This window comes from Helicobacter pylori SA213A (assembly GCF_000476275.1).
Lineage (GTDB): Bacteria > Campylobacterota > Campylobacteria > Campylobacterales > Helicobacteraceae > Helicobacter > Helicobacter pylori_CL.
In genome coordinates, this window is record NZ_CBOM010000011.1 from 1 (window position 1) to 17,785 (window position 17,785).

16 protein-coding genes, 1 tRNA gene and 1 pseudogene are annotated in these 17,785 nt (G+C 39.6%); 9 read left to right on the forward strand and 9 right to left on the reverse strand.

Annotated elements, in window-relative coordinates:
- The 5 genes and pseudogenes from QT74_RS08200 to thiE all read left to right on the forward strand — a co-directional run.
- A pseudogene (locus QT74_RS08200) lies at positions 1–123 on the forward strand (restriction endonuclease subunit S); the annotation flags it as partial.
- 1 nt (position 124) lies between these two features.
- Positions 125–3,124, forward strand: coding sequence for an HsdR family type I site-specific deoxyribonuclease (locus QT74_RS04935; protein WP_033765101.1), 3,000 nt, complete (start codon positions 125–127; stop codon positions 3,122–3,124).
- A gap of 87 nt (positions 3,125–3,211) precedes the next feature.
- Positions 3,212–3,991, forward strand: a complete 780-nt coding sequence (thiM, locus tag QT74_RS04940) for a hydroxyethylthiazole kinase (protein ID WP_033765172.1) — start codon at positions 3,212–3,214, stop codon at positions 3,989–3,991.
- A complete protein-coding gene (gene thiD / locus QT74_RS04945; RefSeq protein WP_033765103.1) occupies positions 3,988–4,797 on the forward strand; it encodes a bifunctional hydroxymethylpyrimidine kinase/phosphomethylpyrimidine kinase in 810 nt (269 codons plus the stop codon). The genes thiM and thiD overlap by 4 nt, the downstream gene beginning before the upstream one ends.
- Positions 4,790–5,461 (forward strand): thiamine phosphate synthase, encoded by a 672-nt coding sequence (gene thiE / locus QT74_RS04950; RefSeq protein ID WP_033765104.1) that lies wholly within the window; start codon positions 4,790–4,792, stop codon positions 5,459–5,461. Before thiD ends, thiE begins: the two co-directional genes overlap by 8 nt.
- A gap of 21 nt (positions 5,462–5,482) precedes the next feature.
- Here thiE and QT74_RS04955 read toward each other — a convergent pair whose 3' ends face one another.
- The 9 genes from QT74_RS04955 to der all read right to left on the reverse strand — a co-directional run bounded on the left by QT74_RS04955 (position 5,483) and on the right by der (position 13,922).
- Complete coding sequence (locus QT74_RS04955; RefSeq protein WP_033765106.1) at positions 5,483–6,220, reverse strand: hypothetical protein; 738 nt, start codon at positions 6,218–6,220, stop codon at positions 5,483–5,485.
- On the reverse strand, positions 6,220–7,497 hold the full coding sequence (gene coaBC, locus QT74_RS04960) for a bifunctional phosphopantothenoylcysteine decarboxylase/phosphopantothenate--cysteine ligase CoaBC (protein WP_033765108.1): 1,278 nt from the start codon (positions 7,495–7,497) through the stop codon (positions 6,220–6,222). Before coaBC ends, QT74_RS04955 begins: the two co-directional genes overlap by 1 nt.
- A complete protein-coding gene (gene pseB, locus QT74_RS04965) occupies positions 7,494–8,477 on the reverse strand; it encodes a UDP-N-acetylglucosamine 4,6-dehydratase (inverting) (RefSeq protein WP_033765173.1) in 984 nt (327 codons plus the stop codon). Before pseB ends, coaBC begins: the two co-directional genes overlap by 4 nt.
- 21 nt (positions 8,478–8,498) lie before the next feature.
- The gene (locus QT74_RS04970) at positions 8,499–10,262 is read right to left on the reverse strand and encodes an OmpP1/FadL family transporter (protein ID WP_033765110.1); all 1,764 of its coding nucleotides are present in this window, start codon (positions 10,260–10,262) and stop codon (positions 8,499–8,501) included.
- Complete coding sequence (locus QT74_RS04975) at positions 10,259–10,876, reverse strand: HP0838 family lipoprotein (protein WP_001268719.1); 618 nt, start codon at positions 10,874–10,876, stop codon at positions 10,259–10,261. The genes QT74_RS04970 and QT74_RS04975 overlap by 4 nt, the downstream gene beginning before the upstream one ends.
- Before the next feature lie 19 nt (positions 10,877–10,895).
- Positions 10,896–11,501 (reverse strand): LPP20 family lipoprotein, encoded by a 606-nt coding sequence (locus tag QT74_RS04980; protein WP_001236611.1) that lies wholly within the window; start codon positions 11,499–11,501, stop codon positions 10,896–10,898.
- A gap of 470 nt (positions 11,502–11,971) precedes the next feature.
- Positions 11,972–12,048: transfer RNA gene (locus QT74_RS04985), tRNA-Arg, on the reverse strand.
- Between the two features lie 62 nt (positions 12,049–12,110).
- A complete protein-coding gene (locus tag QT74_RS04990; protein WP_024114927.1) occupies positions 12,111–12,395 on the reverse strand; it encodes an HU family DNA-binding protein in 285 nt (94 codons plus the stop codon).
- A 141-nt stretch (positions 12,396–12,536) separates the two neighbouring features.
- Positions 12,537–13,922: a ribosome biogenesis GTPase Der gene (der, locus tag QT74_RS04995; protein WP_033765112.1), complete on the reverse strand. Its 1,386-nt coding sequence runs from the start codon at positions 13,920–13,922 to the stop codon at positions 12,537–12,539.
- A gap of 76 nt (positions 13,923–13,998) precedes the next feature.
- Between der and QT74_RS05000 the strand changes: the two genes are divergently transcribed.
- The 4 genes from QT74_RS05000 to gatA all read left to right on the forward strand — a co-directional run bounded on the left by QT74_RS05000 (position 13,999) and on the right by gatA (position 17,784).
- Positions 13,999–14,898, forward strand: coding sequence for a hypothetical protein (locus tag QT74_RS05000; RefSeq protein ID WP_033765114.1), 900 nt, complete (start codon positions 13,999–14,001; stop codon positions 14,896–14,898).
- A gap of 86 nt (positions 14,899–14,984) precedes the next feature.
- Positions 14,985–15,773, forward strand: a complete 789-nt coding sequence (locus QT74_RS05005) for a spermidine synthase (protein WP_033765116.1) — start codon at positions 14,985–14,987, stop codon at positions 15,771–15,773.
- Position 15,774: 1 nt separating this feature from the next.
- Positions 15,775–16,365 (forward strand): dephospho-CoA kinase, encoded by a 591-nt coding sequence (coaE, locus tag QT74_RS05010; protein ID WP_033765118.1) that lies wholly within the window; start codon positions 15,775–15,777, stop codon positions 16,363–16,365.
- 57 nt (positions 16,366–16,422) lie between these two features.
- Complete coding sequence (gatA, locus tag QT74_RS05015) at positions 16,423–17,784, forward strand: Asp-tRNA(Asn)/Glu-tRNA(Gln) amidotransferase subunit GatA (protein WP_033765119.1); 1,362 nt, start codon at positions 16,423–16,425, stop codon at positions 17,782–17,784.
- The last annotated feature ends 1 nt before the right edge of the window (position 17,785 follow it).

The following is a 17,785-nucleotide window of genomic DNA, read 5'->3' on the forward strand; positions in this document are numbered from 1 at the left end:
TTTTTGGCCTTAACCACCGATTTGCAAGCCGGTATCCCAGCCGAAATAAAAGCGCGAAAAAAGCAATACGAGTATTACCGAGAAAAATTATTGACTTTCAAAGCGCTCCAAAACAAGGGATAACATGAATTACGAAACGATCGCAGAAAGCAATGAAAGCACGGTAATAGCAGAATTTCATAGCGATAATGAAAGGAAAAGCGCTTATGAGAGCGAGGCGCAATTAGAAAGGGAATTTATCGCGCTTTTAGAAAAACAAGGCTATGCATTTAAAAACATCCACAATGAAAAAGAATTGAAAGAGAATTTAAAAGAGCAGTTAGAAAAGCTTAACCATCATCATTTCACGCCCAAAGAATGGGACACTCTTTATTCTCAATTCATCGCTAATAAAAACGATGATTACAAAGCGAAAACGAAAAAGATCCAAGAAGATCCGATTTTTAATCTAACCCTTGAGAACGGGAAAACCAAAAACATTAAAATCATTGATAAGAAAAATATCCATAAAAACGCCTTGCAAGTGATCCACCAATACAGCAATAAAGGGGGGAAGTATGCGAACCGCTATGATGTGAGCATCCTTGTGAATGGCTTGCCTTTAGTGCATGTGGAATTGAAAAAAAGAGGCGTGGCGATCAGAGAGGCGTTCAATCAGATCAAGCGCTATAAAAGGGATAGTTTTAGCGCTGAAGACGGGCTTTTTGAGTTCGTGCAGATTTTTGTCATCAGTAACGGCACGAGTAGTAAATACTATTCAAACACCACAAGAATGGTGCAAATTGAGAAAAACAACAAGGCCGATACTTTTGAATTCACGAATTATTGGGCGGATAGCCAGAATTGCAATATTGAAGATTTAATGGATTTTACTAAGGCGTTTTTTGCAAAGCATAGCCTTTTGAACGTTTTAACGCGCTATTGCGTTTTTACCAGCGATGAGGTTTTATTGGTGATGCGGCCTTATCAAATCGTGGCAGCAGAAAGGATTTTAGAAAAAATCAAAGCCACGCATAATCATAAAACTTATGGGAAAAGCCAAAGCGGAGGCTATATTTGGCACACCACAGGGAGCGGTAAAACTTTAACGAGTTTCAAAAGCGCGACTTTAGCCAAAGAATTAGAACACATTGCAAAAGTTTTGTTTGTGGTGGACAGGAAAGATTTAGACTATCAAACCATGAAAGAATACGATAAATTCCAAAAAGATTGCGCTAATTCTAACACCAGCACCAAGATTTTAAAAGAACAGCTAGAAGATTCTAACGCTAAAATCATTATCACCACGATCCAAAAATTAGACAAATTCGTTAAATCGCACCTTAAAGGGCATGCGATCTTCAATGAAGAAATCGTGATGATTTTTGATGAATGCCACAGGAGTCAATTAGGCTCAATGCATCAAATCATCACCAAAGCGTTTAAAAAATACCATCTTTTTGGATTCACCGGCACGCCCATTGTTAAAGACAATTGCGATAAAAACAACCCGTTAGGCACGACGGAGCAGAAATTTGGGAAACGCCTCCACCAATACACCATTATTGATGCGATCAGGGATAAAAATGTCTTGCCCTTTAGGGTGGAATACCACAACACCATTAAAGCTAAAGAAAACATTAAAGATAAAGAGGTTAGAGCGGTTGATGAAAAAAACGCACTTTTAGATAGTAGGAGAATCAAAGAAATCGCTAAATGCATTTTAGAGCGTTTCAATCAAACCACTAAAAATAAAAAATTCAATTCCATTTTGGCATGCCAAAACATAGAAATGCTGAAAAAATACTACCAAGCCTTTAAAGAAGAAAAACATGACCTTAAAATCGCTACGATTTTTAGTTATAGCCCTAATGAAGATTTTGATGCATTAGAAGATGAAAACAATGAAAACACCGTTGGGCTAGACAAAGGCTCAAGGGATTTTTTAGAGGGCGCGATTGCGGATTATAATGAAAGGTTTGGCACCTCTTTTGACACTTCGGATCAAAAATTCCAAAGCTATTATAAGGATCTTTCTCAAAAAATGAAAGAGCGTAAAATCGATCTTTTAATGGTGGTGAATATGTTTCTTACCGGGTTTGACGCTACTAGGCTTAACACCCTTTGGGTGGATAAAAACTTGAAATACCATGGGCTAATTCAAGCTTTTTCACGGACTAACCGCATTTTAGACAGCGTTAAAACGCATGGGAATATCGTGTGTTTTAGGGATTTAGAAAAGGATTTGAATGATGCGCTCACGCTTTTTGGCAACAAGGACACTCAAACTATTGCGCTATTAAGGAAATATGAAGATTATTTGAAAGGCTATATTGATGAGAATAAAGAATACGAGGGCTATGAGGGTTTAATCAAAAGGCTTTTAACCGATTTCCCCCTAAAAGAGCCGATCATTTCAGAAAGCCAAAAAAAGGATTTTATCAAGCTTTTTGGCAAGATTTTGAAACTAGAAAATATTTTAAATAGTTTTGAAAATTTTAATAAAGACGATTACATCAGTCCTAGGGATTTTCAAGATTATCAAAGCAAATACCTTGATTTTTACGATGAAATGAGGCCAGAAAAAAGAGGGGATAAAGAAGAGATTAACGATGATTTGATTTTTGAAATTGAACTCATTAAGCAAGTGGAAGTCAATATTGACTATATTTTAAACTTGATTGAAGAGTTCGCTAAAGAGCATCATTTAGAGATCCAAGGCGTTAAAAACAAAATAGAGCCTGTCATTAACTCCAGCCTAGAATTAAGGAATAAAAAAGATTTGATCATGGATTTCATTGACCAATACAACAGCCAGGATCAAAAAGTCCATGAATATTTTCAAAGCTATATCCACCAAAAACGAGAAGAGGAATTCCAAAATATCATAGAAGAAAACCGCTTGAATGAAGAAAAAGCCTATTCGTTCATGCAGCATGCCTTTAAAGGGGGCGAAATCAGCTTCAGCGGGACAGAATTCCCTAAAATCATTGAGGAAAAACCCTCCATGTTCAGCTCGCGCTATGCAGAGGTGAAAGAAAAAGTCGCTGCAAGCCTTTCTCGCTTTTTCCACCGCTTTTGCGATCTCACTAGCGCTATATTTAAAAAGAATGGGGTTAAAAAAGATGAGGTTAATGGAAAATAGTTCATGAACGCTTTTGTATTAAAACTCAAAAAAAGCGCCGTTTAATGGATTTTTTGTAAAATAAAAGAAATTTTAAGGAGGCTTGTGGTGTTGAAAGAATTACGCCAAAAACGCCCTTTAGTGCATAATATCACCAATTATGTGGTGGCGCAATTTGTGGCTAATGGTTTATTAGCCTTAGGGGCATCGCCTTTAATGAGTGATGCGATTGATGAAATGCAAGATTTGGCAAAAATTTCTGACGCGCTCGCTATTAATATTGGCACCCTCAATGAACGCGCTATTTTATGCGCTAAAGAGGCTATCAAATGTTACAAGGCTTTGGATAAACCCATCGTATTAGATCCTGTGGGGTGTTCAGCGAGTGCTTTGCGCTATGACACCAGTTTAGAGCTTTTGAAAAGTGGTGGGGTTAGCGCGCTTAGGGGTAATGCTGCTGAATTAGGCTCTTTAGTGGGTATTTCTTGCGAAAGTAAGGGGTTAGATTCCAAGCATTCCGCTACGCCTATAGAAATAATCAAACGAGCGGCTCAAAAGTATTCTGTGATAGCGGTAATGACGGGTAAAATAGATTACGTGAGCGATGGGAAAAAAGTTTTTAGTATTACTGGGGGGAGCGAGTATTTGGCTGTGATTACTGGGGCTGGGTGTTTGCATACAGCAGCGTGCGCGAGCTTTTTAGGTTTGAAAAAAGACCCCCTAGATTCTATGGCGCAACTTTGCGCTTTCTATAAACAAGCCGCTTTTAGTGCACAAAAAAAAGTGTTGGAAAATAACGGCTCTAATGGTTCGTTCTTGTTTTATTTTTTAGACGCTCTAAGCTTGCCCATAGAGTTAGAAAATAGCCTCATTAAGGAAGAGTTGTGAAAATTTATCCGCAAGTTTTAAGCATTGCTGGTAGCGATAGCGGTGGGGGCGCTGGGATACAGGCCGATTTGAAAGCGTTCCAAACTTTGGGCGTGTTTGGGACAAGCGTGATCACTTGCATCACCGCGCAAAACACACAGGGCGTGCATGGGGTTTATCCATTGAGCGTTGAGAGCGTGAAAGCGCAAATCTTAGCCATTAGAGATGATTTTTCTATCAAAGCGTTCAAAATAGGAGCGTTATGCAATAATCAAATCATTGAATGCGTGGCGGACACTTTAGAAACTTGTGATTTTGGGTTGTGCGTTTTAGATCCGGTGATGGTGGCAAAAAATGGGGCTTTGCTTTTAGAAGAAGAGGCGATTTTAAGCTTAAAAAAACGCCTTTTACCTAAAGCCAATTTACTAACCCCTAACCTCCCTGAAGTTTATGCGCTCACAGGCGTTCAAGTGCGAGATGATAAAAGCGCTTCAAAAGCGATGGGTGTTTTAAGGGATTTAGGCGTTAAAAATGCTGTGATTAAAGGGGGGCATACAGAGCATTTTCAAGGGGAATTCAGCAACGATTGGGTGTTTTTAGAAGATATTGAATTTATCCTAAACGCCAAGCGCTTTAACACGAAAAACACGCATGGCACGGGTTGCACTCTATCTAGCTTGATTGTGGGCTTACTCGCTCAAGGACTGGATTTAAAAAACGCTATCACAAAGGCTAAAGAGCTTTTAACTATTATCATTCAAAACCCTTTAAACATTGGGCATGGGCATGGGCCTTTGAATTTGTGGAGCGTTAAAAAGCATGTTTGATGCGGATTGTTTGAAACTCATGTTTGTGGCTGGCTCGCAAGACTTCTACCACATAAAGGGCGGCAAAAACGATAGGATAAACGCGCTTTTAGAGACTTTAGAATTAGCTTTAAAATCTAAAATCACAGCGTTTCAATTCCGCCAAAAAGGCGATTTAGCCTTACAAGATCCTACTCAAATCAAACGATTAGCCCTAGAGTGTCAAAAATTATGCAAAAAATACGGCACGCCTTTTATTATTAATGATGAGGTGCGACTCGCGCTAGAATTAAAGGCTGATGGCGTGCATGTGGGGCAAGAAGACATGGCCATAGAAGAGGTAGTAACTTTATGCCAAAAGCGCCAATTTATAGGTTTGAGCGTCAACACTTTAGAGCAAGCCCTAAAAGCGTGCCATTTAGATGGCGTAGCCTATTTAGGGGTAGGCCCTATTTTCCCCACACCATCTAAAAAAGACGCTAAACAAGTTGTAGGCGTAGAGCTTTTGAAAAAAATACACGATAGCGGGGTAAAAAAACCCCTCATAGCGATTGGGGGCATCACGATGCATAACGCTTCAAAATTGCGCGAATATGGGGGTATCGCCGTCATTAGCGCAATCACGCAAGCCAAAGATAAAGCCTTAGCAATTGAAACACTTTTAAAAATTCGTGAGGGATTCTAAAATCCCACAACGAAAATTTTTCTACCCTATCGTGTCCAATAAACGCTCTTCAAAAGCAAAAAGCATGGGGGTTTTTTCGCACACGATTTCCACAAAAGAAAAGCCTAAAAGGGTGTTTTGAGCCTCTTTTAAAACCTCCTTAGTCCTTTGGAGGGTGGTTTTTAAAAAAAGTTGTTTTTCTTTTTCCTTCAAATAAATAACGCCGCCAATTTCGCCCAAGTTAGGATACAGAGCGTAAAAATCAACGCTTTGTTTTTTGGCTTTCACTTGCAAAAAGGCTTTTTTGCGTTCGTTTTCAACCACGAAGCTTAAAACCTGCGATTGCAAGCTCAAAAGCATGTTGGCTGTATTCAAAAACTCTTGCGGATTTTTAGCATGGATTAATTTTTCGCTCAAAAGTTCTTTGTATTCTTTTAAAGGGGTATTGTCTTTGGCGCTCAATATTTCTTTGATTTGTTTCATTTCAATAGCGGGCAAATCGTTTAATGCGTCTAAGATTTTTGGGGCAGGCACTAAATTTTTAAGCACAATATCGCCCAGTTGGTTTCTTTGCATGGTCGCAAAATAAGGCTGATTGATTTTCAATTCCTGTTCGCTTTTGGTGGGGATAATCCTATTACCCACTTGCAAAAGAAAAAGATCTTTATCTTGTTTTTCTAAAACCTTTAAAAGAATGGGTAAGGTAGCGTTAAAGTGGTGCGCAGCGTTTTTGGAATGAAGAGCGTTAAGCTGGTTTAGGGCGTTTAGGGCTTCTAGCATTAAAGGGCGTTCTCTTTGATAAAATCAAGGATTTTAAAGCTCGCTTCTAATTTGTTCATAGAAGGGATTTTTTGGGTTTTTTTATGGCTAAAAAGCCACAATTCATTTTCTAATGATCCAAAAGGGCGTGAATCTTTAATGAGATTCAAAGCAGCCATGGAGCAATCCTTGCCGTTATCTTGAAAAGGTTTTAAAAGATTTTGTGCATTTTGCATGGCGTTTTGTTGATCGTCTTCAGCTTTAAAACCGATTTTAACGAATTGGTTAGGATTGACAGAAGCCAGTAAATCCTTATTTTGAACGCATTCAATGTTTAGGGTTTCGCCGATTTCGCTTTTTTTAAGCTTATGGTTAAAAGAAGTTTTAGGCACATAATCGCTAATGGCGGCTAAATTGAAGAGTAGGGGTTTTAAGGCATGCTTTTGCAGGTTTTTAGCGGCGCTATTTAAGGCGTTTTCATAAGAAGCGGTGTCGCTGACTAAAACGCTTGCGATTTCTTTAGGCAAAGGGGTGGGGAAGTTTGATGCAATCAAAGTAACTTTGGCTCCCTTAAAATATAACGCTAGGGCTAATGCGCTCGCTTGAATCCCGCTAGAAAGATTGCTAATCGTTCGAACGCTGTCAATCTTTTCCACGCTCGCCCCGCCCATGATTATGACTTCTCTGTTTTCAAAATAAGCGTCTTTTAAGAGCGTTTGAGCGGCTTTAAAAAGGATTTCTAAAGGCTCAGCCATTGCCCCATCGCCTTTAGTGTCGCATGCTAAAAGGCCGTTTTGCGTGTCTAAAATAATGTGGTTGGAATCTTTCAAGCGTTTTAAATTACTTTGAGTGATAGGGGAATTGAGCATGTTAGTGTTCATGCTAGGGGCTAGGATTTTAGGGGAAGCGCAAGCTAAAAAAGTCGCACTTACGATATTATCCGCTAAAGCATGAGCGATTTTAGACAAGCTGTTAGCGCTTAAAGGGGCAAAGATGAGTAAATCAGCATTAGCAGCGCATGCGATGTGGTTATGGTGCAATTTGTTTTGGTAGTTGTAATACCATTTTTCATTACGATCATGCAAGACTTTATGGTGGCTCAAAGCTTCAAAACTTAAGGGTTTGATGAATTTTTTCGTGCCCTTACTCATCACCACTTGGATACTAGCCCCGCTTTTAAACAATAAGCGCGTTAATTCTAGGGATTTATACGCCGCAATAGATCCGCTCACGAGCAATAAAACGCGCTTGTTTTCTAATAATCTTAAGGGGTAAAACAAATCTTCTAAAAAATTCATAGTAATTTTAACAAATCATCAGGCTCTAGCCATTGGTTATTATTATGGCTGCTGTATTCAAAATCGGGGGCGACTTTTTGGCCTTTTTCATGGAGTTTGGTGAGCGTGTAATCTTTAGGCGTTTGGAAGCTTATAGTGGGCTGAATGATGAAAAAGTCTTCAAATTCTAGGGCTAAATGGCTTTCATCTTTAGGGATCATCACTTCATGGAGTTTTTCGCCCGGGCGAATGCCGATGATTTTAGTAGGGGTATTGGGGGCTAGGGCTTTAGCGAGATCAGTCATTTTCATGCTAGGGATTTTAGGCACAAAAATTTCACCCCCATGCATTCTTTTCAAGCTTTTAAGCACAAAAGAAACCCCCTCATCTAAGGTGATCCAAAATCGTGTCATGCGGATATCGGTGATGGGGATTTCACTCGCTTTGTTTTGGACTAATTTTTTAAAAAACGGCACCACGCTCCCACGGCTCCCCACCACATTACCATAGCGCACCACGCTAAATTGCGTTTGAGAAGAGCCTTTAAAGTTATTCGCACTCACAAAGAGCTTATCGCTGCACAATTTGGTTGCGCCGTAGAGGTTAATGGGGTTAGCGGCTTTATCGGTGCTTAGAGCGATGACCTGGCTGATTTCATTTTTTAAGCATGCGTTAATCACATTGCTCGCTCCCATGATATTGGTTTTAATGCATTCTAGGGGGTTGTATTCAGCGATAGGGACATGCTTGAGCGCGGCGGCATGAATACAAATATCCACGCCCTCTAAAGCGTAATTCAAGCGCTCTAAATCCCTGACATCGCCGATAAAAAAACGCATCCTAGGATCATTAAATTCCATGGCCATTTCGCTTTGCTTTAATTCATCTCGGCTATAAACGATGATTTTTTTAGCGTTGGTGGTGTCTAAAACCTTACGAACAAAGCATTTGCCAAAACTCCCAGTGCCTCCGGTGATTAAAATCGTTTGGTTGTCTAGCATGTTTTGATGATTTGGCATGTTTTACCAGCGATAGCCTAAGGAAGCGCTAAAGATTCTCAATTGCCCAATGGTTGGGGATTGATACAAACTGGAGCGGTTGCTCTTAAAAGTAAAACTCCCCGCTACGCCCAAATCAAAGCCTCTAAAGTTGTATTTCGTCCCAAAAGCCACGGTATAGCCATTAGAATCTGGGATACCTATCGCATCTTGGGGGCTTGGGGCTTGATCATAATCAATAGCGCCCATCAAACGCAAGCTTTTGCCCATGTAAGTTACCCCTAATCTAAAGGTGTTGGTGTCCCTCCAGCCAGCCCCCATGTTCATCACGCTTTTAAAATTCGCTAAGCCTACCATTTTTTTAAGCGTCTCAGAGTCTAGTGAAGCCACTGTTCCACTCAAGCCCTTGTAAGTGGCGTTCGCAAAATCAGGGGTTACTAAAAATTTATTCCCTTGACTCCAAAAGGTGCGCTCAAACACCCCCTCTATTCTTAAATGGTCTTTAAAAAATTGGTGGGCGTAGGCCAGGCTAAGAGTTTGAGGGAGTGAAACATTGATATTCAAGCTGCCTTTAGTCAAAACGCTCCCTAAAGAAGGGCCAAGCTCGGTGATAGCCACTAGAGCACCTTTCATGTTGAATGTAACTGAAGAATTATACACCACAGAAAACATGCCATGATCAAACACACGCAAACTCGAACCCACTCTATAGCCCCCTGATACGCCTTGCCCGTTAGATTTTTGCACGACTTGAGTTGTGCCATAAAGATTGGCGCTCGCTTTGATTAAACCGCTATAACCCATGATTTTTTTCAAGCCGTTATAAAACTCTTGACAGCTCTGATCGCTCATATCCCCACCGGCTTTTTGGCAATTAAGCGCTGGCTGATAGCCAATATTGCCTAATAAAGTCATCATATTACTTGGCACTTGATCGGCAAAAACATTGTTGGGTAAATTTAAAATCTGTTCCGCACTCAAAACCGAAGCGCCCTCTAAAGGCACATAAACGGTGTTGTTAAAGCTCCCAGTCGCATAAAGCCCTCTTAAGCCTACACCCACTGAAAAACGCTTATTAACAGTATAGCTCATGCTAGGGGCAAGCTCTACCATCATGATAAACACGTCATGCAAAAATTCCCCCCCCTTACCATTCCATTTCATGCCTAGTCCGCTAGGAGCGGTGAAACTCCCCCCAAAAGTGAAGCCGTTATGCGTGCGAGTTTTATAAAAGAATTTGGGTAGGACAAAATTAGTCGTTCCTGTCCAGCCATTCACGATTTGAGTATCAGGATTTGAAGCGAGGGTTACGACTTTTTGATTGGTTAGATTCATAAGCCCTTGAACACGATTGATTGCTTGTGATAAGCCATTGGTAGCGGCCGTATTGCCAAGCGCTTTAAGGATATTGCCAAGCCCTATAGTGTTGATGATGCCTAAAATATTTTGTTGGCTTTTATCAATTTCTAAACTCGTAACCGAATACAAGCCTTGATTAGTCGTAGGGACTTTAAAGCTAAAGGCCGGAATGTTAATCACGGTGGTGGTCATTTCAAATTCGCTTCTGTTTTCACCCCAATCGTTAGTAAAGCCCATATTCGCTGGGTTATAAAAGGAAGCATCAGCCCCCCTAGCCCCAGCGACATACGCCGAGCCTAAAGCCGTGCCATTTAGGCTTTGTTCTTGGATTTTAAAGCCATTGGCATAAGAAAGCAAGGGCAGGCTCAGAGCGATTAAATGGCATTTTTTGAGCTTTTTAAAACAACAAAGTGGGTAAAAGTTTTTCATTGAAGCTCGCTATCAGCGTTTTCATTATCTTCTAAATCTTGCAAAGAAGGCTCATAGGGTTCAATCCTAATAGCAATTTTTTGTGTCAAATTTTGGAAAGAAATCAGACCATTTTTTCTTTCATAAAGGATAATTTCCCCGCTTTTTTGAAACCTTTGGATCACGTATTCAGGGGTTAAGTGGCGTTTCCCTAAGCCTTTAAAAATATCCCTCCCTAAAACAATGTCATCAAACAAATCCCCATAGCTCACCTTACCAAACAAATCCCTTGCAGCAATCCATTTAGCCGAACATTTTTGACTAAAACAAATGTTTCGTTTAGTCATATAAATATCGCCCACTCTTTGGCTGAGCTTGTAAAGGGTTACTTCAATATTATGGTCTTTATCGGTTTTAATCGTGCCGTAATCGTAAAAGCGAAAAACCGGCGTGTTAATATAAATAAGCCTGAATTGGCGCAAGGCATTCAAAGTCTCTTCTCTTTTTTTATTGGCTTCTTCTTGTCTGATTTGCTCCCTAGTTTTGGGGGTTTGCTTAGAAAAAGGGTGCTTGGAGCAAGAGACAAAAAAAAGCGTCATGAAAAATAATAAAAAAGCACTTCTAAAATACCGCATGATTATAGAGTAAGAGAGTTTATCCTCTCGCTCCGCTCAAAATACGATACCAAATCCTGCCGTCTAATTTAAGCTCCATGCTCACTTGACACAAACCGTCTTTATAGATGGTCTCAGTGATTTCAGCGTTACGAATGAGAGCATTGACTCTGGTTTTAATCACGGAATTTTGTAAAACCATGTCTTTGACGGTGTCTTGAGCGTTCACCCTAATACCATACATTTTTTCACCCAATTGGCGGTAGCCATCAACGATAGCCGCCCGCTTGGCCAAAGCCAAGGCTTGAGAGGGCGAAATGGTGGATTCTGGAGCCACGCCCATGCCCACTGCGTTCAATTCAATGACATTATTAGGCGTGAGAATGGGGGTGTTAGGGATAGCGTTAGTGGGATTAGAGCTAATAATGGGCTGATCGTTATTCTCAAGGCGAGGGCTTGGGAGAGGCTGAATGCTCTTTCTGGGGGTGAAATTGGTTGGGGGATAAATGGGGGCTTGCAAGCCGTTAGCTGAAGGAGGGATTAACTGGGCGTTAGTGTTACGCTTTTTAAAAAGACTGCAACCACTTATCAAAAGAGTGGCTACAAGCAATGAATTGATACCAAAAAAGGCAGTGTGCAAACGCATGGGCATTTTCCTTAAAATGAGTTCATCAGGTCTATTATATCATTTTTGAAGGGATTTGTCATGCGGAATATTCTTATTAAGCTTATAAGGCTAGTGGGTTTTAATTTAAATTCTAGGGGATTATGATTTATTTTTTGGCTTTCCTAAATTTTTAATAGGGATCACTCAATTTTTTAAAAAAAGGGATTTTAATGGCTTGATTTTATCGTTTTAAGATTTTATTTGATGATAAAACTCATTTTTTTAAGTTTGATTTTTAAATTCATTTCTTAAGGGGGTAGGAGGCATTTTGAAAAATTCCTCCCTACAACCCACAACTAAAACCCCCTAAAGAGCGCTTTTTTAAGAGATTATGGCTTGATTTTTGCAAGATCTTTTTAATTGCAAAAAATGCTTTGAATATTTTTTAAATAAGATTGGAAATAAAATAAAATTTTTTTAAATTCCTATAATAGTAAAAATAATGCGAATGGTGTCCTTGGCGGGATTCGAACCCACGACCTTACGATTAGGAATCATACGCTCTATCCAGCTGAGCTACAAGGACATTTTATAAGAAAGCAAGAAGCTTACCATCTATTGATAAGCCCCTTGCTGAGTGGATCAAATTCACTTGCCTTCTTCAACTTTTTGTTTAAGGATTTTACCGGGTTTGAATTTAGGTACTCGTTTGTCTTCGGTTTTATAAGTTTTATCGCTTCCTGGAACTTTACCCTCTTTGCCTTTTTGCTCTGCGGTTTCAAATTTGCCAAAACCGATCAACTCCACGCTCTCACCCTTGCTTAAAGCTGTCTCTACCGCCAAAGTAAAGGCGCTGATCGCTTCTTCGGCTTCTCTTTTGCTGTTGTATTTACCCGTTTCTTTAACCAAATCGATAAATTCCGCTTTGTTCATGTGGATAACCCCTTTTCTAATAGATGCTAAAACCAAGCGGTTTAATCGCTTAGCTTGACTGATTGAGCGGTAATTATAATCAAATCCTAAAGATAAATCAAGCAAAAACGCTTTTTTAAGGGGGTTTAATGCATAAAAAATTTAATTCTGTTGGGTGCTTTTTTTATCTTTAGCGTTAAGGATTAAAGGCGTGCCTAAAAAATTAAATTCTTTCCTTAAGGTGTTGATCAAATAGCGTTTGTAACTGAAATGCAAGGCTTTAGGGCGATTCATTATAAGAGAGATTTGAGGGGGTTTGGTGGCAAATTGCGTGGCGTAATACACTTTCACTAATTTCCCTCCATCGCTTGGCAAGGGGTGTTTTTGAGTGGCTTGAGAAATCACGCTATTGAGCAAGCTTGTGGGAATGCGTTTGGAAAAACACTCATAGACTTCTATGATTTTATGCTTGATTTCATCAATATGACGCGCTTTTAAGCAGCTGGTTGTGATCACAGGGGCGTATTCTAAAAAGCGGAATTTCCTTTTTAAGGTTGCCATGATCTCTTCATAAGGGGCGTAGCGGATGTCCCATTTGTTTAAAATGAGAATGATGCCTAAAGAGTGTTTATCCGCTAAGGAGCTGATCTTTTCGTCCAATTCCACAAAAGGAGCGCTCACGTCTAAAACTAAAAGCGCAATGTGGGATTTTTCTAAGGCTTTTTGCGTGCGTTCTAGGGCGTATTTTTCAATGCCTAAAATTTTACCCCTATGCCTGATGCCAGCGGTATCCACGAAGCAGATTTTTTGATCGCCTATGAGGATGGTTTCATCTATGGGGTCAATAGTAGTGCCAGCCACGCTAGAGACAAGGCTCCTTTCTTTTTTCGTGAGCGCGTTTAAAAGCGAGCTTTTGCCCACATTCACTCTCCCAATGATGCCTACTTGAATGATTTCTTCTTCTTTAGTTTCTTCTTCTGGTGCGTTATTTTCTAAGCTTTCTAAAATATCCGCATCCAGATCTTGCTCTATGATTTGGTTTAAATCCAGAGCCCTCAATATTGCATCAATTAACGTGCTAATGCCTCTATTGTGCGAAACGGAAATATTAAAACTCTTTGGCATGCCAAAAGAAGAAAACGCATAAGCTCGCTCTTTTTCTTTGTCGTTATCAATTTTATTGATCACTAAAAAGCAGTTAGGGTTGATCTTAAAAATCTCTCTAAAAAGCTTGATGTCTTCATCGCTAGGGATAGACTTGCCATCCACAACGTATAAAATCAAATCGCTCATTTGAGCGGCTTTTAAATTAAGGGCTTTGATTTCTTTAGACAAAAGAGCGTCTTTAGCCATGCCCCCTGTATCTAGTAATTCCACTTCATGACCATTCAATGCGATTTTTCGTTTGTTAATGTCTCGTGTAGTGCCTGCAAAATCTGAAGTGATAGCGATCCTTTCTCTAGCCAAGCGGTTAAATAGTGAGCTTTTCCCCACATTAGGCTGGCCTAAAATCGCAATGGTTTTTAAAGTTTTATGGCTTGTATTCATCTTTTTTATCGCTTCAATTTAATCAAAATTAGATTACAATATTATAGTTATTTAAAGCTTAAATAAGGGTCTAGCATTGTTTTTAGTCAAAAAAATAGGCGTGGTAATAATGATTTTAATATGCTTTTTAGCTTGCTCGCAAGAGAGGTTTATTAAGTTGCAAAAAAAAGCCCAAGAGCAAGAAAATGACGGCTCTCAACGCCCTAGCTATGTGGATTCGGATTATGAAGTCTTTAGCGAAACGATTTTTTTACAAAACATGGTGTATCAGCCTATAGAGGAAAGAAACGCTTTTTTCCAACTGACTAAAGATGGAGATGATTCTTTTAACCATGAAACTTCTGTGATTTTATTGAATGAGCCAAGCGATAATAATGAAAAAAACCCGCCCTTATACCAAAATGATCCCCATAACAACACCAACAATGCCAATAATGATATAAAAAACCCGTTCCTTTACAAACCAAAAAGAAAAACAAAAAATCCAAAACTCATTGAATACTCCCAACAAGATTTCTACCCCTTAAAGAATGGGGATATTGTGATGAGTAAAGAAGGGGATCAATGGTTGGTAGAAATCAAATCCAAAGCCTTGAAGCGTTTTTTAAAAGATCAAAACGATAAAGATCGCCAGATCCAAACTTTCACTTTTAATGACACTAAAACGCAAATCGCGCAATTTAAGGGCAAAATTTCTTCGTATGTTTATACCACCAATAACAGCGATTTGAGTTTAAGGCCTTTTTATGAATCCTTTTTGTTAGAAAAAAAGAGCGATGATTTTTATACGATAGGGGCGATAGGGGATAAGGCTTTAGACGCCATTGAGATTTCAAAGTGTCAAATGGTGTTAAAAAAGCATTCAACCGATAAATTAGACAGCCAGCATAAAGCCATCAGCATTGATTTGGATTTTAAAAAAGAGCGTTTTAAGAGCGATACGGAACTCTTTTTAGAATGCCTTAAGGGAAGTTAGGGCGTTTATTACGACAATTTAGATTTTTTTGGGTAGCATGTTAGCGTTTCAAAGGCATGGATATTGTTAAAAAGTAAGGAATGTTTATGTGGATCACCCAAGAAATCACGCCGTATTTGCGTAAAGAATACACCATAGAAGCGAAATTATTAGATGTTAGAAGCGAGCATAATATCTTAGAGATTTTTAAATCTAAGGATTTTGGCGAGATTGCAATGCTCAACCGCCAGTTGTTGTTCAAGAATTTTTTGCATATTGAAAGCGAATTGCTCGCTCATATGGGGGGTTGCACTAAAAAAGAGCTTAAAGAAGTTTTGATTGTAGATGGGTTTGATTTGGAATTGGTCCACCAGCTTTTTAGATACGATGCGCATGTGGATTTTGTGCAAGCAGATGAAAAGATCTTGGATAGTTTTATTAGTTTTTTCCCCCATTTCCATGAAGTGAAAAACAATAAGAATTTCACGCATGCCAAACAACTTTTAGATTTAGACATTAAAAAATACGATTTAATTCTTTGCTTGCAAGAGCCGGACAAGCATAAAATTGATGGTTTAAAAAGAATGCTTAAAGAAGATGGCGTGTTCATTTCGGTAGCCAAACACCCGTTATTAGAGCATGTGAGCATGCAAAACGCCCTTAAAAACATGGGCGAGTTTTTTTCTGTTGTCATGCCTTTTGTAGCGCCTTTAAGGATTTTGAGCAATAAGGGTTATATTTATGCATCTTTAAAAACCCACCCCCTAAAAGATTTGATCGCACCAAAAATAGAAGCGCTAAAAAGCGTGAGATACTATAATGAAGACATTCACAGGGCCGCATTCGCTCTCCCTAAAAATCTACAAGAAATCCTTAAAGAGAATATCAAATCTTAAAATGGTTTTAAAAAACGCTATCGCTCTCACAGGGGGGATAGGCACCGGTAAAAGCACCACCATTAAATTATTGCAATCGCAAGGCTATGAAATCTTAGATGCGGATAAAATCGCCCATCAATTGTTGCAAGAGCATCGGCTAGAGATCGCCCAACATTTTGGATCAAGTATTTTAGAAAAGGATATTCTTGACAGAAAAAAACTTGGCGCGATCGTGTTTAAAGACTCTAAGGAGTTAAAATGGCTAGAGGATTTTTTGCACCCCTTGATTCGTGAATGCATGCTCAAAAAAGCGCGCGAATTAGAAAAAAACCACCAAGCGTATTTTTTAGACATTCCTTTGTTTTTTGAAGTGGGGGGAAAAGAGCGCTACCCTGTGAGTAAAGTGGTTTTAATCTATGCGCCTAGGGCTTTACAAATTGAGCGCCTTTTAGAGCGAGACAAACTCAAAGAAACTGAAATCTTGCAACGATTAAATTGCCAAATGGATATAGAGCAAAAACGCGCCATGAGCGATTATGTTATAGACAATAGTTCTAGTTTAAAAGATTTAAACAAGCGAGTTGAATGTTTTTTAAAAACGCTCTTATAAGCTCGTTTTGTGTGTAAGCATGTTAAACTACCATTAAATTTTTTGTAAGGCTAAAACATGATCACTTTAAAACAAGCCCTTTCTTTATCCCAAGATGAATTAGAAACCCTTAAAAACGAAATTGACGCTAAGGTTAGAGCTTCAGATTTGAACGCTTACATTAAAGCCCCTAGTCTTAATGGCGCTAGTGCTAAGGGTGTGCCTATCCTTATTAAAGACAATATCAGCGTCAAGGGGTGGGAGATTACTTGCTCCAGTAAGATTTTAAAAGGCTATGTCGCCCCTTATTGTGCGAGCGTGATTGAAAACTTGCACCAAAACAGCATGGCAGGGTTTGGGCTTTCTAACATGGACGAGTTTGCAATGGGAAGCACCACGGAGTCTAGTTGCTATGGCATCACTAAAAACCCACGAGATAAAAACAGAGTGCCTGGAGGGAGTAGCGGGGGGAGTGCGGCAGCGGTGGCCGGCGGCTTAGCAGTAGCGGCTTTAGGGAGCGATACGGGCGGGTCCATTAGGCAGCCAGCAAGCTATTGCGGGTGTGTGGGGTTAAAGCCCACTTATGGGAGAGTGAGCCGTTATGGTTTGATTGCATATTGTTCTAGTTTTGATCAAATCGGGCCTATCACGCAAAATGTAGAGGACGCTTCTATTTTGTTTGATGCAATTAGCGGGTATGATAGTAAGGACTCTACGAGCGCGAATCTCAAACCCACGCAAACTTTTAAAAATCTTAACAGAGACAGACGCTTTAAAATCGCTATTTTAAGGGATCACATTAAAGATGCGAGCCATGAAGTGCAACTCGCTTATGAAAACACCCTTAAAGCCTTGAAAGAAATGGGGCATGAAATTGTAGAAAAAAAGATGTTGGATTCGCATTATCAAATCTCGATCTATTATATTATTAGCATGGCTGAAGCGAGCTCCAATCTGGCTAGATTTGATGGGGTGCGTTATGGGAGAAGGGCTCAAAATATTAAAGATTTGAAAGAATTGTATCTTAAAAGCCGCAGTGAAGGTTTTGGCGATGAGGTGAAGCGCCGTATCATGTTAGGGAATTTTGTTTTAAGCAGCGGGTATTATGACGCTTATTATTTGAAAGCCCAACAAATGCGTTTGACAATCAAAGAGCAATACAACAAGATTTTTGAAGAAGTGGATTTGATTTTCACTCCTGTAGCTCCCACGACCGCCCACTTATTCAACTACCATGCAAGCCCTTTAGAAATGTATTTGAGCGATATTTACACGATCGGAGCGAATTTGAGCGGTTTGCCAGCCCTTTCTTTGCCGGTCGCTAAAGATCCTTTAGGCTTGCCCATAGGGATGCAATTCATTGCTAAGGCTTTTGATGAGCAAAGCCTTTTAGATGTTTCCTACGCTTTAGAGCAGGAATTGGATTTAAAATTAGATTAAG